The following is a 17,631-nucleotide window of genomic DNA, read 5'->3' on the forward strand; positions in this document are numbered from 1 at the left end:
GTGAGGTGTGAGTGTATGGACAAGCAATCACGAACGATCTCAGTGAAAGTAAATGGAACAGAAGCGAAGTATGAAGAGAAGAAGAAAGATGAGTTTGAATGGATGGTAGTGGAAAGTGAAAGACCGAAAAACGTTGTTCCGTTTCAAAAAAAGAAATCAGCGCCCATGGAAAAATACAGAAAGAAGTGGAGTAATACATTAATTGTAATTGTTGCAACTGCAATTATAATTGGTACGGCGTTTGGAATGGGAATGCTGCAGTTACTTACAGGACAAGGGACAACAGGGGAAAGTACGGTAACGGCTTCGAAGCAGACTGGAAATGAAGAATCAAAGGTGGATGGAACGGCAGAACAAACACCAGTATCAAAAGAGGAAAAACAAAAAAAACAGACAGGAATGTCATTAGAGCCAATGAAATTATTTTTTGTTCAAGGTGGGCTTTATTCTTCCAAAGAAACGGGACAGGCCGCTCTTGAAGAATGGAAAGGTAACGGAGGGGTTGCTGCTTTGAAACCGAGCGGTGATAAGTATGCACTAATTGTTGGTATTGCTAGCGATGAACAGGCTATAAATCAATTAATGACGCAGTATAAAAATGATGGTGTCTCCGTTTTAAAAAAGAACTGGGATATTACGGATAAAGCGTTGCTTAAAGATGATAAAGAAATAGGAGCGTTCTTAACAAAAGTACAGCCATTATATACTCATTTAGCAAAATATGCTTCTAGCGTACAAGCTGGTGGGAAAAGTAATGCAAAAGATATAGAAGTAATTGAGAAAGAATGGAAATCAATTGAAAAAGTAGGGAAAAGTATGAAGCAGGAGGAGGTAAAAAAGCTGTATATGTATACGTCAATAGCTGTGCAAACAGTGAAGGACGGAAAGAGCGATAAAGAATCTTTGGCGAAATTAAATCAAGTTGTTATTGATGGTATACTTTCGTATGAAAAAATTGTTTCACAAAAAGTGAAATGATAAGATAATGAAATGATGAAGAAAGAAGTGTCTATACTTCTTTCTTTTCTTTTAAATTTAGAGCAAAGTGCTTTCTCTATGGCTGGAATATAATCGTATGCAGTAAAGAAATATTATTTTGTTTAGAGAAAATAATATTTCTTTCATTTGTGGATAAACTATTCTTTTGATACGATTGATGTAAATTGTTCTGCTTCATGTGAGAAAGGAAGGAGAAAATATGAGAAAAATTATTTTAGCTTCAGGATCACCTCGGAGGAAGGAATTGCTGGAGTTAGCTAGCGTACCATTTGAAATCGTTGTAAGTGAAGTAGAAGAAACGATTGGTGCGTATTCATCACCTCCTGATATTGTTATGTCCCTTGCCTTGCAAAAAGCATCTGCGGTAGCAGAAAATAATAGTGATCACATTGTGTTAGGTGCAGACACAATCGTTACATATGAGTCGCGTATTCTTGGAAAGCCTTCTAATGGGGTTGAGGCGAAAGAAATGTTACAATTATTATCAGGAAAAACACACGAAGTATATACAGGTGTGGCAATTATATCGAAAGAAAAAACGGTCACTTTTTATGAGCGTACAGAAGTTACGTTTTGGGAATTAACAGAAGAGGAAATTGACGTATATGTTGCATCGAAAGAACCTCTTGATAAAGCAGGAAGTTATGGTATTCAAGGAAAAGGGTCTATTTTTGTTCAACATATTCAAGGAGATTACTACAGTGTAGTCGGCTTACCAATTGCACGTCTTGTCCGGGAATTAAAACAATTTGATATTGATGTAACCCATGCGTAAAATTGCATGGGGTTTTCTTTGAGAGAACAGGTAAAAGGGGTGGAGAGATGAACGGTATTCGTGATGTTGTCAGAGAAGAACAGCCACGGGAGCGTTTATTATTAGAAGGAACAGGGAGTTTATCAAATCGGGAGCTTCTTGCAGTGTTACTCAGAACAGGTTCTAAAGAAGAGACAGTTTTAAAGTTGTCAGATAAAATTTTACATCACTTTGATGGTTTACGTATGTTGAAAGATGCAACGTTAGAAGAATTAATTAGTATTCATGGTGTTGGGATTGCAAAGGCATCTCAGCTTATGGCTGCTTTTGAACTAGGTAGAAGAATGGTACGTTTAGAGTATCAAAATCGATATAGCATTCGAAGCCCAGAAGATTGTGCGAAATACATGATGGAAGAACTGCGCTTTCTACAACAAGAGCATTTTGTTTGTTTATATTTAAATACAAAAAATCAAGTTATACATAGGCAAACGATATTCATTGGAAGTCTAAACACGTCAATTGTACACCCAAGAGAAGTCTTTAAAGAAGCGTTCCGCCGTGCAGCAGCCTCTATCATATGTCTTCATAACCATCCCTCAGGAGATCCTACGCCGAGCCGAGAAGATATTGAAGTAACAAAACGTTTAGTAGAATGCGGCCAGATTATCGGAATTGAAGTGCTTGATCATATTATAATAGGTGACCATAAATTCGTGAGTTTAAAGGAAAAAGGTCATATTTAAGACTATGCTTTTTACTTATTTTGTTTTATAATGTGATTTATGAGTTTTTTGTAGAAAATTATCTGCAAAAAGGATATAGATATAAAAAACGTACTGTTTTTATAATATAAAATAAGAAAAAAATGAGTCCGTGAAAACAAGAAAGGAAGATAAAAAATATGTTTGGATTTGGTGGCTTTACTCGCGATCTTGGAATAGATTTAGGAACTGCGAACACGCTTGTATATGTAAAAGGAAAAGGTGTAGTTTTACGTGAACCTTCAGTAGTAGCATTACAAACTGATACGAAACAAATCGTTGCTGTAGGTAGCGATGCAAAACAAATGATTGGTCGTACACCAGGAAACGTAGTAGCACTTCGTCCGATGAAAGACGGTGTAATTGCTGATTACGAAACAACAGCAACAATGATGAAATATTACATTCAACAAGCTCAAAAATCAAACGGCTTCTTCTCACGTAAACCGTATGTAATGGTATGTGTACCGTCTGGTATTACAGCTGTTGAAAGACGTGCAGTAATTGATGCGACTCGTCAAGCGGGTGCTCGTGATGCATATCCAATCGAAGAACCATTTGCAGCAGCAATTGGTGCGAACTTACCTGTTTGGGAACCAACTGGTAGTATGGTTGTTGATATCGGTGGTGGTACAACAGAAGTTGCAATCATCTCATTAGGTGGTATTGTAACAAGTCAATCAGTTCGTGTTGCTGGTGATGATATGGATGATTCAATCATTCAGTACATTAAGAAAAGCTATAACTTAATGATTGGTGAAAGAACAGCAGAGGCATTAAAGTTAGAAATCGGTTCTGCAGGCGAGCCAGAAGGTATCGAGCCTATGGAAATTCGTGGTCGTGATTTAGTAAGTGGTTTACCAAAAACAGTACTAATTCAACCAGAAGAAATTGCGGATGCATTAAAAGATACAGTAGATGCAATTGTAGAATCAGTTAAAAATACGTTGGAAAAAACTCCACCTGAATTAGCGGCAGATATTATGGACCGCGGTATTGTATTAACAGGCGGTGGTGCATTACTACGTAACTTAGATAAAGTGATTAGTGAAGAAACAAATATGCCAGTTCTTGTTGCAGAAGATCCATTAGATTGCGTAGCAATTGGAACAGGAAAAGCATTAGATAATATCGATCTTTTCAAAACGGCTGCTCGATAATATTGCAAAATAAAAATCAATGGAATTAAGAGGGTGTGAACGTGCCACAGTTTTTCTTAAACAAAAGATTAATTGTTTTGTTAGTTAGTATTATTCTTCTCGTGGCATTGATTGGAATCTCATTGAAAGAACGGAACAGTTTAACATGGCCAGAGCAGTTTGTTAAAGACACTGTCGGTGTTGTAGAACGTGTATTCCAAAAGCCAGCGAAATATGTAGCTGGATTCTTTGAAAATGTAGAGGATGTAAAGCGCACGTATGAAGAGAATAAAGAATTAAAAGCAAAAATAGATAACTATGCGAGTTTATCAGTTAAAATGAAGCAATTAGAGGACGACAACAATAAATTAAGACAGCTAACTGAAAAAAAAGAGTTGCCGAGCGATTTTTCTGAAATTCCAGCTACTGTTGTTTCTCGCAATCCAGATAAATGGTACGATTTAATTGGAATTGATAAAGGAGCACAACAAGGGATTAAAAAGGATATGGCTGTTATGACTTCAAAAGGTTTAGTTGGACGCGTGAAAAGTGTATCTCAGTTTACATCATCAGTAGAGTTGTTAAGTTCTATGAGTCGAACAAATCGTGTTTCAGCTGTTGTACATGGAAATGAAAATATCTTCGGATTAATCGAAGGTTATGACAAAGAAAAAAAATTGTTACTTTTCACAAAGATTGGTTCTGATGCACCAGTAGCTAAAGGTCAAATGGTTGTAACGTCTGGACTTGGTGGGGAGATTTTCCCGAAAGGTCTTGAGATTGGGGAAATCGTTGATGTTCAACCAGATGCATACGGCTTAACAAAAACAGCTTATGTAAAACCTGCCGCTGATTTAAATGACGTAGAGCATATTATAGTAGCTAAACGTGGTATGAAATCAGCGCCATTAGAATAGGAGGAGGAGAAGAGATGATGAAGATTTTAAAAAGAGCAGCTCTTCCTCTTTTGCTCCTTTTTGTTTTTCTGTTTGAAAATATGTTTGCTACTATTGTTCCAACAGAAGTTTTTTGGAAAGACAGTATAGCAGCGCCGCATTTCTTTATCATTGTGTTATGTTTTGTTACTGTGTACTATGGTCCGGTCCAAGGGATTTATTACGGGCTATTATTCGGTTTCTTATTTGATACCGTATACACAGAACTTGTCGGTATATATATATTTGCTTATCCGATTTTAGCTTATTTAGTTTATAGTGTGATGAAGGTACTACAATTGAATTTATTCATTGTTGTGTCTATCGTATTAGCTAGCATTGCAGCATTAGAATATTATGTGTATGGATTTTTAACTTTGTTAGGACGTACTCATATGTCGGCGTATGTCTTTTTCACGGATCGTCTCCTTTCTACTTTATTGCTGAATGGAATTTTCATATTGATAGTTTGTTTCCCACTGAGACGATATTTAGTGCGTCTTTCAAGAGCGATGGAAGAAAAAGAAAAAAGGATTTTCTAATTTTATGTCGAATTGAATCGGTGGGGTGAACTTTAGTGGAAGAAAAAAAGCAACAAAATGTAACGATAAAAGGGACAAAAGACGGGATAACGCTTCATTTAGATGACTGCTGTTCATTCTCTGAATTACTGAAAGAATTGGACGAAAAACTATCTACACATTACTATGATGGCGATGGGCGTTCTTTAATTGAAGTGCATGTGAAAGTGGGAAATCGTTATTTAACAGAAGTCCACCAAGAAGAGCTTCGTACGTTAATTCGTAATAAAAAGAATCTTGTTGTGGATTCAATTGAAAGTGATGTTATAACTAAATCGGAAGCAATAGCATGGAAAGAAGAAACAGAGATTGTCCCTATTTCCAAAATTGTTCGCTCTGGACAGGTTTTACATGTAAAAGGAAATTTATTGTTAATTGGAGATGTTAATCCAGGCGGAACGGTTATCGCTGGGGGGAATATTTTTGTCGTAGGATCATTAAGAGGGATTGCACATGCTGGGTATTATGGGGATTCAGAGGCTGTAATCGCTGCATCTGTTATGAACCCGATGCAACTTCGAATTAGTGATGTGGCAATGCGGGCTCCGGAAGAGAAAGAAGACGGAGCGGAGACGGCAGAATGTGCGTATATTAATGAGGACAATCACATTGTTGTCGATCGCCTGCAACTTCTCACTCATCTTAGACCTAATTTAACAAAGTTAGAAAGGGGAATTGTATAGCTGTGGGAGAGGCAATAGTAATTACATCTGGAAAGGGCGGAGTAGGTAAAACTACAACGTCTGCGAACATTGGTACAGCCCTAGCCTTATCTGGAAAGAAAGTGTGCTTAATTGACACAGATATTGGTCTTCGAAATTTAGACGTAGTAATGGGGCTGGAAAATCGTATTGTATTTGATCTTGTTGATGTCGTTGAAGGGCGTTGTCGTTTACCTCAGGCTCTTATTAAAGATAAACGTTTTGATGATCTTTATTTATTACCTGCAGCACAAACGAGTGATAAATCAGCGGTAACACCTGAACAAATGGATGAATTAATACAAGTATTACGTCAAGATTATGATTACATATTAATTGATTGTCCTGCGGGGATTGAGCAGGGATTTAAAAATGCGGTAGCTGGTGCGGATAAAGCAATCGTTGTTACGACGCCAGAAGTATCCTCAATGCGTGATGCAGATCGTATTATCGGGCTTTTAGAAAAAGAGGATATTGAACCACCGAAACTTGTTATTAACCGTGTGCGTAGTCATATGCTTCATGAACAGGATATGTTAGATGTTGATGAAATCGTACGTACATTATCAATCGAGCTTCTTGGTGTTGTTGAAGACGATGATGAAGTTATTCGTGCTACAAATACAGGTGAACCTGTAGCGTTGCAACCTAGTGGAAAAGCAGCGTTAGCTTATCGTAATATTGCAAGACGCTTGTTGGGTGAGAATGTACCATTACAAGCATTTGAACAAGAAAAGGTATCGGTATTTACAAAGATGAAAAACTTCTTTGGCATCCGTTAAAAGCACTTCGCACATATGCGAAGTGCTTTCTTTTTTTCTTCATACGAATATCTTTCTTTCCTAGCTCATACATATGTACAAACTGTATACAACTGTTTCTATTTAAATAAGGTTAGCGAAAGAAGGGAGACAGTATGAAGAATAGAAGTGTAGAAGAAATTAAAAAGCGGATTGCGAAAAGGAAGGCAGAGCAAGAAAGAATGGAGGAAGAGCAGTATTTTGCTGGGGGGAATTTTGATAGTGAAGGGGTATTTATTGAAGAGGGAGAAAAGGAAATTCATCCTTTGTTTCGAAAGGAAGTCTTTTTCTTCAAAGTTTTATTATCAGCAATCTTAGTTCTTTCAATTGCTATTTTATATAAGAATGCGCCTTCTTCTTTCGATGGTGCTAAAGCTGTTACAGAAAAAGTGATGAAAGAGGAGTTTCAGTTTGCTACTGTAGCGAAATGGTATGAAAAACAGTTTGGAAAACCTCTCGTCTTCTATTCGCCTAACGAGAAAAAGGAAGGGACTATTCAGCAAAAAGACTATGCAATTCCTGCTTCAGGAAAGGTAATGCAAGGATTTCAAAAAAATGGCCAAGGTGTATTTGTCCAAACGGCTACAAATGCAACAGTTGAGTCAGTAAATGAAGGATTAGTTGTTTTTGCGGGTAAGAAAGAGGAACTTGGAAATACAGTTCAAATTCAACATGCAGATGGCACGGAGTCGTGGTATGCAAATTTAAATGATATGTCAGTAAAGTTATATGATTACGTTTCAAAGAAACAAAAAATTGGAACGGTGAGTAATGATGCAAATAATAAAAATGGGAAATTTTATTTCGCAATAAAAAAGAATGAAAAATTTGTTGATCCGATTCAGGTGATTTCATTTGATTAAATATAAGGAAGTTTTAACGAAAATTTCAGTGCATCCGTTGTTTTGGGTTATTATAGTTATTGGTATTTTTACGGCGCGTTTTAAAGAGTTACTATTGTTGTTTTGTATCGTACTCATTCATGAACTCGGTCACGCTTTTGCAGCAGCGCATTATAATTGGCGTATTAAAAAAATTCAACTGTTACCGTTTGGTGGTGTGGCTGAGCTTGAGGAACATGGAAATAAATCATTGAAAGAGGAACTTGTTGTCGTAATTGCAGGACCTATTCAACATATTTGGATGATGCTAGTAGGGTATATATTGTTTGAGATTGGCTGGCTGAATGCGGAATTATATTATTTTTTTATGTGGAATAATATAATTATTTTAGCCTTTAATTTACTCCCTATTTGGCCACTTGATGGCGGGAAAGTGTTGTTTAATGTATTATCATATCGTTTTCCTTATTTACAAGCACATGAAAAAATGATGCAATTGTCATGTGTTTTTTTTAGTGTCATATTAGGATGGCAGTTACTTTGGAATAGTAACAATATTATGATGTGGGTACTACTCATATTTTTAGCAATATCGTTATATCAAGAATGGAAGCAAAGACGTTATGCGTTTATGCGCTTTTTATTAGAGCGTTATTATGGAAATAAAAGAGGGATTGAAAAGATTGCACCTATAGAGGTGCAATCAGAAGATCGTTTATATACGATTTTCACCAAATTTCGTAGAGGATATAAGCATTCTATTATCGTCCATGGAGAATATAAAGAGCATTACACATTGGATGAAAATGAATTACTCTATGCGTATTTTACTGAAAAACGAACAACTTCATCTGTTGAAGAATTAATCGGTTAGTGTTGACGATAGCACTAACCTTTTATTATTGTAAAAACAAAGAAGATTATAAAGTGAGGAAAGAAATTTGAAAACCTTATACATGAACTATGCTGGATCGGAAAAGCGCGTTGCAATTGAAGAGAAGAACAAAATTGTTGAATTTTTATGGAAACGTAATGAAGAACAAGAGATTGTTGGGCATATTTACGTTGGACGTATCGTAAGAACAATTGCTGGAATGAATGCAGCATTTGTAAACATCGGTTTAGAAAAACATGCGTACCTTTCATATGATGATGTACCGTCTTCTTATCGTATACATGAAGGACAAGCAGTACTCGTACAAGTTGTGAAAGAGGCAATTGATACGAAAGGACCGAAATTAACAGCGAATATAGAATTTACCGGGAAATATGTCGTTTATATGCCATATGATGAAATGCGCGCTGTTTCTCGGAAAATAAAAAATAATAAAAGAAGACAGCAGTTACTCGAAATTGAAGTAGAAGGGACAGGAGGGTATATTTTCCGCTCCGCTTCTGAAAAAGGAGAAATTGAAGAAATACAAACTGAAATGCAAAGGTTACAGCAGTTATATGAAGAGTTAAAAAGAAAAGAGGGCCAAGGAAAGGCACCGCTATTACTTCATCGACCAGCGACTTTTTTAGATCGTGTATTTCAAGAGAATCCAATTGAAACAATCGAAAAAATAGTTGTAGATACAAGAAGTGTAGTAAAAGAATTAGAAGACAAGGTCGGAAAAGAAAAAGTATCTTTTTATAATGAAAAATCTTCGATGTTTAATCATTTCGGAATAGAGCGAGAAATTGAAAAAGCACTTCAAAAAATTGTGTGGCTCCAAAACGGTGCTTATTTGATTGTGGAACAAATGGAGACGATGACTGTAATAGATGTGAATACGGGGAAGTTTACCGGAAAACAAAATTTACAAGATACAGTACTTCGTACAAATGAAATGGCCGCTGACGAAATCGCTCGCCAATTAAGACTTCGTGATATTGGTGGAATGATATTAATCGACTTTATTAATATGAAAAAACGAGAAGATAAAGAAAAGGTAAGAGAACGTCTCATAGCTGCTATGCAAAATGATCGCACTTATACAAGAGTACTTGGGTTTACTGAGTTAGGGATTTTGGAGATGACACGTAAACGTAAAAAACATTCTTTACGTGACGTATTGCTAGAAGAGTGTGTACCGTGTAAGGCGACGGGGTATGTAATGTCGTATGAAACGATTGCTTATGAGTTAGAGCGAGAACTCATTACATATGGCAATATAGAGGATGAAGCAGTATTAATTGCTGCACCTCAAGATCTGCAAAAACAATTTTTACAAAAAGAATTACAAAAAAATATTCCATTTGAAATTTATTTCAAAGATGATACTATCGAAAAGTACGCTATTATAAGATTTGGAAGTAAAAAAGAAATTGTAGAACGGAAAAAATAGTTAGCAGAACATTTATTGACAACCGTCTATGATTCATGATAACATCTTTATGTTATAGTTTATAGCACCTAAACGGCTATATGCTACAACCGCACAAGACAGGTTCCCTAAAGGCATTTATGTCTACCTCGTTTTTGGCGAGTCTTAGTAATTAAGAGGAGGTGCAAGTATGTACGCAATTATCGAAACAGGTGGAAAACAAATTAAAGTTGAAGCTGGTCAAGCAATCTACATTGAAAAATTAGATGTTGAAGCTGGTGAAACTGTTACTTTTGACAAAGTTCTTTTCGTTGGTGGCGAAAACGTTAAAGTTGGTAGCCCAGTTGTAGAAGGCGCAACAGTGACTGCTAAAGTTGAAAAACAAGGTCGCGCTAAGAAAATCATCGTTTTCAAATACAAAGCGAAAAAGAACAATCGTAAGAAACAAGGTCATCGTCAACCTTACACTAAGCTAGTTGTTGAAGCTATCAACGCTTAATTCAGGTTAACATGATTAAAATTACGATAAGTCGCACGAAATTAGGAAGTATCCAATCATTTAAAATGACTGGACATGCCGATTATGCGCCACATGGACAAGACCTTGTCTGTGCTGGAACTACAGCGGTTGTGTTTGGTTCTATAAATGCAGTGGAAGAGCTTTGTAATGTGCAGGCAACTATTGAACTCGGAAGTGATGGTGGATTCTTAACGTATGAATTGCCTAATGATTTAGACGTTCATGCAGCAGAAAAAGCTCAAACGCTTTTAGAAGGATTAGTTGTTTCGCTAAAGACGATCGAACTTGATTACGGAAAGTATATCCGTTTAATAGAAAAAGTGCAGGAGGTGTAACGTATGTTAAGATTAGATCTTCAGTTTTTCGCATCTAAGAAAGGTGTAGGTAGTACAAAGAACGGTCGTGACTCTCAGTCAAAACGTCTTGGTGCTAAACGCGCAGATGGTCAAACGGTTTCAGGTGGTTCAATTCTTTACCGTCAACGCGGTACAAAAATTTATCCAGGTGTTAACGTTGGTCGTGGTGGCGATGACACTTTATACGCGAAAGTTGACGGCGTAGTACGCTTCGAGCGTCTTGGCCGTGACCGCAAACAAGTGAGCGTATATCCTGTTGCTCAAGAAGCATAAGAACTCACGGAAAACTCTAACCTGAGTGCAGGTTAGAGTTTTTCTATATTAAGGGGTATCTAAATGAATGAAAAATGGACAATTATAGATGCGTTGCGTCATTCAAGACATGATTGGCTCAATCGTATGCAGATGGTTAAAGGAAACCTTTCCCTTGGAAAAGTGGAAGAGATTCATCGGCTCATCGATCGTTTTGTCCAAGAAGCGAGACAAGAATCCAATCTGATGGGGTTATCAATGCCTTTATTTTCAGAGTGGATTTTAACATATAATTGGAAACAGCAGCCGTGCTTATTGGAGTACGAAGTATTAGGAGAATTACATAACTTATCTCACTTAGATGAGACTGTATGTACATGGGCGAATCAATTCTTCTCAATGCTTCAGCATAGTTTAGACGTATATGTTGAAAATTATGTTTGTATCACAATTGAATGTGACGCGGAGAATGCTCGTTTCTTTTTTGATTTTCGTGGTAAGCTAACGAGTGTAGAAGAACTACAGAATTGGCTTGCGAACCAAAACAATAAATGGTATTCCATTTCTTATACAGTACGAGACGAAGAAGTCTCAGTTATATTACAACCAATCGAAAAAAGTGTGGTGAAATAATGTTTGTAGATCAGGTCAAGATATATGTAAAAGGCGGCGACGGTGGTAACGGAATGGTTGCGTATCGTCGTGAGAAGTATGTTCCAAAAGGTGGCCCAGCAGGTGGCGACGGTGGTAAAGGCGCAGATGTTGTTTTCGTTGTTGAGGAAGGCTTACGTACATTAATGGACTTCCGCTACCAACGTCATTTCAAAGCTGATCGTGGTCAGCACGGAATGAGTAAAGGTCAGCACGGACGTAAATCTGAAGATTTAATCGTAAAGGTTCCACCAGGAACAATAGTAAAAGATGAAAAAACAGGTCAAATTCTTGCCGATTTAGTAACGCATGAACAAACAGCTGTAATCGCAAGAGGTGGCCGAGGTGGCCGTGGTAACTCGCGTTTCGCAACAGCTACGAATCCAGCACCTGAAATCGCTGAGAACGGAGAACCAGGTCAAGAACGTGATGTCATTCTAGAACTTAAAGTGCTAGCAGACGTTGGACTTGTTGGATTCCCAAGTGTAGGTAAATCTACATTATTATCTGTTGTATCATCAGCGCGTCCGAAAATTGCAGAGTATCACTTTACAACAATCGTTCCTAATCTTGGTGTTGTTGAAACTGGTGATAACCGCAGCTTCGTTATGGCTGACCTTCCTGGACTAATTGAAGGCGCACATGCTGGCGTCGGACTTGGACACCAATTCTTACGTCATATCGAACGTACACGTGTAATTGTACATGTTATTGATATGTCTGGTTTAGAAGGCCGTGAGCCATATGAAGATTATGTCACAATTAATAATGAATTAAAAGAATATAATATGCGTTTAACAGAGCGTCCACAAGTTGTTGTAGCAAACAAAATGGATATGCCGGATGCAGAAGAAAACTTACAAGCATTTAAAGAGAAAGTGGGAGACGAAGTAAAAATCTTCCCAATCTCAGCTGTAACGAAACAAGGTGTTCGTGATTTACTATTTGAAGTAGCGAACTTACTAGAAACAACACCAGAATTCCCAATGTACGATGTTGTTGAAGAGTCTGAAGCAAGTGTAATGTATAAATTTGATGCTGAAAGTCTTAAATTTGAAATTACACGTGAAAGTGACGGCACGTTTGTTATTTCTGGTTATGATATCGAGAAGACATTCAAAATGACTGACTTCTCACGTGATGAATCTATACGTCGTTTCGCTCGCCAAATGCGCGGAATGGGTATTGATGAAGCGCTTCGTGCACGTGGTGCAAAAGACGGAGATATTGTAAAAATTCTTGAATATGAATTTGAATTTATCGATTAAGACTGCCAAAGTATGGCGGTCTTTTTTTTATTCTGCTATTTGCAAGTAGTAAGATTCCCGCCTCAAAATTCAGCTGAAGCAAAGAAGTTAGGTGTGAATCAGGCTGCTAGTTAAAAATTACGAAGATAGGAAAAAATCCCCACTAATTAAATTTTCAATTTATAATAGAAAAAGAAGTAATTTTAGAAGAATATTTATGGGGAGAAAGAGAACATGTATAAAATATTAATTGTAGAAGACGATGAGAAAATTGCGGGAATATTAGAGGAGCATTTAGAAAGGTATGGCTATCAATCATTTAGAGCAATTGATTTACGTCATATAAAAGATGAATTCGTAAAAGTGAATCCACATCTCGTATTACTGGATATCAATTTACCATATTTTGATGGTTTCTATTGGTGTCGTCAAATCCGCACTGTATCGAATGCGCCGATTATTTTTGTTTCTGCAAGAACAGGGGAAATGGATCAAGTAATGGCAATTGAAAATGGCGGAGATGATTACATTACAAAGCCATTCCATTTAGATATTGTCATGGCTAAGGTGAAAAGTGCACTTCGACGTGGGTATGGTGAGTATGCTTCTGCGGCAGAAAGTGATTGTTTAGGTGTGAATGGACTTTTGTTATTCCCGTCCCAACACGTTGTTGAGTGGCAAGGGCAACAAACAGAGCTGACAAAAAATGAATTTTACTTATTAGAGTGTTTAATGAAACAAGCGAATCAATATGTAACGCGTGAAGAATTGTTAGAAGCTCTGTGGGATGAAGTAGCTTTTGTTGATGATAATACACTGACTGTGAATGTAAAGCGCGTAAGGAAGAAACTAGAGGAGCTAGGTATTAAAAATGCGATTGTAACGAAACGTGGATACGGTTATGCACTTCTTACAGAGTGGAGTGAAGGGCATGCAGGTTAAAAGTTACCTCATAGACCGCTTTGCTTTACTTCTTTCTTATGTTGTAAGTCTTTGTTTATTTGGACTCGTATTGCAGTTGCAAAGTCTTTTAGAAAAAAGATCAATTGATTGGAGTACGTGGTTATACGGACTTTTATTAGGGACAGTTGTGTTTACTGTATACCTCATTTACGATTACCGAAAAAGAAGTGTTTTTTTAAAGAGAATCGAAAAATATGTTGCTGATGGAAATACATTACATGATTCTTTACTTATTGATACTTCGTATACGACAGAACAAGAGATGATCGTTGAATCTTTTACGCTATTAAGACAGCAATATATGAATGAAGTTCACAAACAGCATGCGAAAGAGCAACAGCAAATGATATTTATGAACCAATGGATTCATCAAATGAAGACACCAGTATCTGTTATTGAGTTACTATTACAGAAGTTTGGTAAAGAGCATCGTGAAGCGAGAGCAACAGTTGAAAGTATTCGTGAAGAAAATAACCGTATACTAAATGGTTTAGATTTAGCGTTACATATGGCAAGGTTAGAGCAATTTGCGAAAGATTATAAAGTAGAAGTAGTAAATGTGATAGATATTATTCGAGGTATTATTAATGAAAATCGAAAGTCTTTCATTCAATCGTCTGTATTTCCGAAAGTAATGTTTGAAGAAGATACTTGTATGGTTGCATCTGATAGAAAATGGCTTAGTATTGCTATAGGGCAAATTGTTGTAAATGCAATTAAGTATACGAGAATTTCAGAAGCAGAGAAAAAGGAAATTCAATTTCAAATTGAAGAGAAAGATCAAAAGGTGTTATTACATATTAAAGACAATGGAATCGGTATTCCGGAGCAAGATGTAAAGCGTATATTTGATCCGTTCTTTACGGGGATAAATGGCCGTAAAACGAGAGAAGCGACTGGAATGGGTTTATATATTACGAAGGAAATTTGTGATAATTTACATCACGGTATTTATGTGCAATCGGCTGAAGGGGAAGGGACAACATTTACGTTCCAATTTGCAAAAGATGAAGAATATCATACATTAATGAGAAAAATGACAAAACTGTAAGATAACAAAACGTTTTGTAAGGGAAATCACTCGTTTCTTTTTCTTATTTTTCTTATAGTAAATGTAAGAAGAAAACACATAGGGGGATTAGAAATGAGTGTTCTTGAAGTAAAAGGATTAACGAAGGTGTATCAATCAAAAGGTTCAGTAGCGACGACTGCTTTAAATGATATAAATTTTAAAATAGAAGAAGGCGAATTTGTAGGGATTATGGGTCCTTCAGGAAGTGGAAAAACAACGCTTTTAAATTTATTAGCAACAATTGATAAGCAAACTTCAGGTCATGTGCTTGTAAATGGCGAAGAAATTAATCAAATGCGTGCTGCAAAATTAGCAGAGTTTCGTCGTACACATTTAGGATTCATTTTCCAAGATTTTAACTTACTTGATACGTTATCGATTAAAGAAAACATTATTTTACCGCTTGTAATGGCGAAAAAATCTGTAAATGAAATCGATGCGAAAGTACTGGAAATTGCGAAGTTTTTAAACATCGAAGAAATATTAAATAAAAAAGTATATGAAGTATCAGGCGGACAACAACAACGTGCAGCAGCTGCGAGAGCGATTATTCATGAACCGACGTTAATTTTAGCGGATGAGCCAACTGGAAACTTAGATTCTAAGTCGGCAAAATCATTAATGAGCGCGTTGCAAGATTTGCATGAACAAAAGAAAGTAACAATTGCAATGGTAACGCATGATCCAGTAGCGGCGAGTTATTGCGAACGTATTCTTTTCATACGTGATGGAGAGATTTTCTCAGAAATACATAAGGGAAGAACGAAACAAGCCTTTTTCCAAGAAATTTTGGACGTACTTGCGATGCTAGGAGGAGAATATCATGAACTTTCGCCAGCTCGCGCTTAATAACGTAAAAGGAAATTGGCGTAATTATAAAGCGTTTCTTATTAGCAGTTGTTTATCGATTGTCGTATTTTTCATGTATGCTTCCTTCATTTATCATCCAGATGTCGTAAGCGGTAATATTAGTATGAAGACGATGATTTCAAAAGGGTTAGAATCGATGAATTATATTGTAGTCATCTTCTCAGCGCTCTTTATTTTATATGCAAATTCAACATTTTTACGAGCAAGAAAAAAAGAGTTTGGTCTATTAACATTAATAGGCGGAACGAAATCTCAACTTGGCCGAATGATTATATTAGAACAGCTTATGTTAGGTAGTATTGCAATTGTAGTAGGTATTGGACTTGGTATGCTTTGTTCAAAATTATTCTTCCAAGCATTAAGCGTAATATTGAAAATAGATAAAACACTTCCACTCGTATGGAATAGTAAAGCGGTCTTGATTACAGCGGGTGTATACTTTATTCTATTTTTAATTCTATCATTGTTTAGCGTTTGGACAGTAGGACGCTTGCAAATTATTGATTTATTAAGAGAAGCAAGAAAACAAAAAGTAGAACCTTTTGCATTTACATCGTTATGTGTAGCAGGAATAGGATGTATTATTGCCGCATATGTGCTTAGCTTCCAAGTGACATTTATGAATTTTATCATGCTGTTTTTACCGATTGTAGGGCTGACGATAGGCGGAACTTATTTGCTGTTTACACAAGGTAGTACAGTCGTATTAAAGGCGTTGCAAAAACGAAAAAAATCTTTTTATACATATCCAAATATGTTCGTACTTAGCAATCTTATTTATAAAATGAAAGATAATGCTCGTTTTTTATTTGTAATTTCTATCATTACGGCGGTTGTATCTTCAGCAGTCGGTACACTGTACGTATTCTTTGAAGATATGAGTTATAAGACAGTAACTAGTACCCCGCATGCTATTTCGTATGAGGAAAAGGGAATCAATACGCATAATGTTATAAAAGAAGGAAAAACAAAAGAATTAATAAAAAAACACGGATTTGAAGAAGCGCGAGAAGTAACGTATGTAAAACTTCCTGCAACTCAAAAGGTAACGATGTTTAACGGTGAACATGAGATGCCATTAGGGATTATATCTGAAAAGGAATATAATAAAGAAGCGCGTAAACAGAACGTGCCAGAAGTGCAAAATAAGCCGGGAAGTGCAACGATGGTTGTAATTGATATGATGAATGATATTGTCAAGCCGGATCTTACGAAGCCATTTGAATTTACATTGAACGGACAAAAACAGTATATTAAGCTAAATGATCCAGTATCAAAGTCTGTTTTTAATGATGATAGTTATTTAATTGTGAATGATGAGGAATTTGTAAAATATTCACAGCTCACAGCAGATGAAGAAAAGACGAAATATTATGGATATTACATTGAAGATTGGAAAGAAACAGAAAATCTTGTACTAGACTTAAAGAAAGAAATTGTGCAAGAACAACAACAGAATTTCCACAATTCCATCCTTACGTATAAAGCGATAAAGGAGCAAGGAGCAATTACAATGTTCATAGGCTTCTTTGTAGCTGTACTGTTCTTCTTCTTCGCTTGTAGTATGACATACTTTAAATGGTTTAACGATAAAGAACAAGATCGTATTCAATTTAAATCGTTAAAGAGAATTGGTATGACAGATAAAGAAATTCGTAAAATTGCAATTCGACAAATGGGCGTTATCTTCTTTATCCCGATTTTAATCGGTTCTATTCATAGCGGGTTTGCTCTTCATACGTTAGGAAAAATGCTTTATATTGATTTATGGAAATCAGGTGCGATTGTAATTGGGGCATACATTGTAGCTTCTGCAATTTACTTTATGATCGCGCAAAGAGGATATTTAAAACACGTAAAAAGCTAGGGAAACCTC

Annotated in this window: 20 protein-coding genes and 1 other annotated feature; all 20 genes read left to right on the top strand. The window is 36.4% G+C overall.

Features of this window, described 5'->3' with window-relative positions:
- The first annotated feature begins 15 nt into the window (after positions 1–15).
- Positions 16–978, top strand: a complete 963-nt coding sequence (locus JDS98_RS24655; protein WP_098911468.1) for a stage II sporulation protein B — start codon at positions 16–18, stop codon at positions 976–978.
- Between the two features lie 220 nt (positions 979–1,198).
- On the top strand, positions 1,199–1,774 hold the full coding sequence (locus tag JDS98_RS24660) for a Maf family protein (RefSeq protein ID WP_097952344.1): 576 nt from the start codon (positions 1,199–1,201) through the stop codon (positions 1,772–1,774).
- Between the two features lie 47 nt (positions 1,775–1,821).
- Positions 1,822–2,499 carry a DNA repair protein RadC gene (radC, locus tag JDS98_RS24665; RefSeq protein ID WP_001013401.1) on the top strand — a complete coding sequence of 226 codons (678 nt, stop codon included), beginning with the start codon at positions 1,822–1,824 and terminating at the stop codon, positions 2,497–2,499.
- Between the two features lie 158 nt (positions 2,500–2,657).
- Positions 2,658–3,677 (top strand): cell shape-determining protein MreB, encoded by a 1,020-nt coding sequence (gene mreB, locus JDS98_RS24670; protein WP_000466737.1) that lies wholly within the window; start codon positions 2,658–2,660, stop codon positions 3,675–3,677.
- 41 nt (positions 3,678–3,718) lie between these two features.
- Complete coding sequence (gene mreC, locus JDS98_RS24675; protein ID WP_097952346.1) at positions 3,719–4,573, top strand: rod shape-determining protein MreC; 855 nt, start codon at positions 3,719–3,721, stop codon at positions 4,571–4,573.
- Between the two features lie 14 nt (positions 4,574–4,587).
- Positions 4,588–5,133, top strand: coding sequence for a rod shape-determining protein MreD (gene mreD / locus JDS98_RS24680; RefSeq protein WP_000975759.1), 546 nt, complete (start codon positions 4,588–4,590; stop codon positions 5,131–5,133).
- 35 nt (positions 5,134–5,168) lie between these two features.
- Complete coding sequence (gene minC, locus JDS98_RS24685; protein ID WP_000391516.1) at positions 5,169–5,855, top strand: septum site-determining protein MinC; 687 nt, start codon at positions 5,169–5,171, stop codon at positions 5,853–5,855.
- Positions 5,856–5,857: 2 nt separating this feature from the next.
- A complete protein-coding gene (gene minD / locus JDS98_RS24690) occupies positions 5,858–6,655 on the top strand; it encodes a septum site-determining protein MinD (protein ID WP_000503310.1) in 798 nt (265 codons plus the stop codon).
- A gap of 134 nt (positions 6,656–6,789) precedes the next feature.
- Positions 6,790–7,536: a stage IV sporulation protein SpoIVFA gene (gene spoIVFA / locus JDS98_RS24695; RefSeq protein WP_000797540.1), complete on the top strand. Its 747-nt coding sequence runs from the start codon at positions 6,790–6,792 to the stop codon at positions 7,534–7,536.
- The gene (gene spoIVFB, locus JDS98_RS24700) at positions 7,529–8,389 is read left to right on the top strand and encodes a stage IV sporulation intramembrane metalloprotease SpoIVFB (RefSeq protein ID WP_000598976.1); all 861 of its coding nucleotides are present in this window, start codon (positions 7,529–7,531) and stop codon (positions 8,387–8,389) included. Before spoIVFA ends, spoIVFB begins: the two co-directional genes overlap by 8 nt.
- 67 nt (positions 8,390–8,456) lie before the next feature.
- Positions 8,457–9,845: an Rne/Rng family ribonuclease gene (locus JDS98_RS24705; protein ID WP_097999977.1), complete on the top strand. Its 1,389-nt coding sequence runs from the start codon at positions 8,457–8,459 to the stop codon at positions 9,843–9,845.
- A gap of 77 nt (positions 9,846–9,922) precedes the next feature.
- Positions 9,923–10,000: a sequence feature (ribosomal protein L21 leader region), on the top strand.
- 14 nt (positions 10,001–10,014) lie between these two features.
- Positions 10,015–10,323, top strand: a complete 309-nt coding sequence (gene rplU, locus JDS98_RS24710) for a 50S ribosomal protein L21 (protein ID WP_000270907.1) — start codon at positions 10,015–10,017, stop codon at positions 10,321–10,323.
- An 11-nt stretch (positions 10,324–10,334) separates the two neighbouring features.
- Positions 10,335–10,679 carry a ribosomal-processing cysteine protease Prp gene (locus tag JDS98_RS24715; protein ID WP_001973720.1) on the top strand — a complete coding sequence of 115 codons (345 nt, stop codon included), beginning with the start codon at positions 10,335–10,337 and terminating at the stop codon, positions 10,677–10,679.
- A 3-nt stretch (positions 10,680–10,682) separates the two neighbouring features.
- Positions 10,683–10,973: a 50S ribosomal protein L27 gene (gene rpmA, locus JDS98_RS24720; protein ID WP_000944957.1), complete on the top strand. Its 291-nt coding sequence runs from the start codon at positions 10,683–10,685 to the stop codon at positions 10,971–10,973.
- A 63-nt stretch (positions 10,974–11,036) separates the two neighbouring features.
- On the top strand, positions 11,037–11,585 hold the full coding sequence (locus tag JDS98_RS24725; RefSeq protein ID WP_001003572.1) for a sporulation initiation phosphotransferase B: 549 nt from the start codon (positions 11,037–11,039) through the stop codon (positions 11,583–11,585).
- Complete coding sequence (gene obgE, locus JDS98_RS24730; RefSeq protein ID WP_000497121.1) at positions 11,585–12,871, top strand: GTPase ObgE; 1,287 nt, start codon at positions 11,585–11,587, stop codon at positions 12,869–12,871. The genes JDS98_RS24725 and obgE overlap by 1 nt, the downstream gene beginning before the upstream one ends.
- Positions 12,872–13,084: 213 nt before the next feature.
- Positions 13,085–13,792 carry a response regulator transcription factor gene (locus JDS98_RS24735; RefSeq protein WP_000276708.1) on the top strand — a complete coding sequence of 236 codons (708 nt, stop codon included), beginning with the start codon at positions 13,085–13,087 and terminating at the stop codon, positions 13,790–13,792.
- The gene (locus tag JDS98_RS24740; protein WP_001197402.1) at positions 13,782–14,864 is read left to right on the top strand and encodes a HAMP domain-containing histidine kinase; all 1,083 of its coding nucleotides are present in this window, start codon (positions 13,782–13,784) and stop codon (positions 14,862–14,864) included. The genes JDS98_RS24735 and JDS98_RS24740 overlap by 11 nt, the downstream gene beginning before the upstream one ends.
- A gap of 93 nt (positions 14,865–14,957) precedes the next feature.
- Complete coding sequence (locus tag JDS98_RS24745; protein ID WP_000114530.1) at positions 14,958–15,734, top strand: ABC transporter ATP-binding protein; 777 nt, start codon at positions 14,958–14,960, stop codon at positions 15,732–15,734.
- Positions 15,709–17,622 (top strand): ABC transporter permease, encoded by a 1,914-nt coding sequence (locus JDS98_RS24750; protein ID WP_098911469.1) that lies wholly within the window; start codon positions 15,709–15,711, stop codon positions 17,620–17,622. Before JDS98_RS24745 ends, JDS98_RS24750 begins: the two co-directional genes overlap by 26 nt.
- Positions 17,623–17,631: the final 9 nt, after the last annotated feature.

Origin of the sequence: Bacillus cereus group sp. N11, from assembly GCF_016483605.1 — a bacterium.
Classification (GTDB): domain Bacteria; phylum Bacillota; class Bacilli; order Bacillales; family Bacillaceae_G; genus Bacillus_A; species Bacillus_A toyonensis.

Coding starts and splice junctions, on each gene's coding strand:
- mreD (WP_000975759.1), top strand. CDS start 4,588: ATGATGAAGATTTTAAAAAGAGCAGCTCTTCCTCTTTTGCTCCTTTTT.
- obgE (WP_000497121.1), top strand. CDS start 11,585: ATGTTTGTAGATCAGGTCAAGATATATGTAAAAGGCGGCGACGGTGGT.
- mreB (WP_000466737.1), top strand. CDS start 2,658: ATGTTTGGATTTGGTGGCTTTACTCGCGATCTTGGAATAGATTTAGGA.
- spoIVFA (WP_000797540.1), top strand. CDS start 6,790: ATGAAGAATAGAAGTGTAGAAGAAATTAAAAAGCGGATTGCGAAAAGG.
- rpmA (WP_000944957.1), top strand. CDS start 10,683: ATGTTAAGATTAGATCTTCAGTTTTTCGCATCTAAGAAAGGTGTAGGT.
- JDS98_RS24715 (WP_001973720.1), top strand. CDS start 10,335: ATGATTAAAATTACGATAAGTCGCACGAAATTAGGAAGTATCCAATCA.
- JDS98_RS24725 (WP_001003572.1), top strand. CDS start 11,037: ATGAATGAAAAATGGACAATTATAGATGCGTTGCGTCATTCAAGACAT.
- JDS98_RS24745 (WP_000114530.1), top strand. CDS start 14,958: ATGAGTGTTCTTGAAGTAAAAGGATTAACGAAGGTGTATCAATCAAAA.
- radC (WP_001013401.1), top strand. CDS start 1,822: ATGAACGGTATTCGTGATGTTGTCAGAGAAGAACAGCCACGGGAGCGT.
- JDS98_RS24740 (WP_001197402.1), top strand. CDS start 13,782: ATGCAGGTTAAAAGTTACCTCATAGACCGCTTTGCTTTACTTCTTTCT.
- rplU (WP_000270907.1), top strand. CDS start 10,015: ATGTACGCAATTATCGAAACAGGTGGAAAACAAATTAAAGTTGAAGCT.
- JDS98_RS24655 (WP_098911468.1), top strand. CDS start 16: ATGGACAAGCAATCACGAACGATCTCAGTGAAAGTAAATGGAACAGAA.
- JDS98_RS24660 (WP_097952344.1), top strand. CDS start 1,199: ATGAGAAAAATTATTTTAGCTTCAGGATCACCTCGGAGGAAGGAATTG.
- JDS98_RS24735 (WP_000276708.1), top strand. CDS start 13,085: ATGTATAAAATATTAATTGTAGAAGACGATGAGAAAATTGCGGGAATA.
- JDS98_RS24750 (WP_098911469.1), top strand. CDS start 15,709: ATGAACTTTCGCCAGCTCGCGCTTAATAACGTAAAAGGAAATTGGCGT.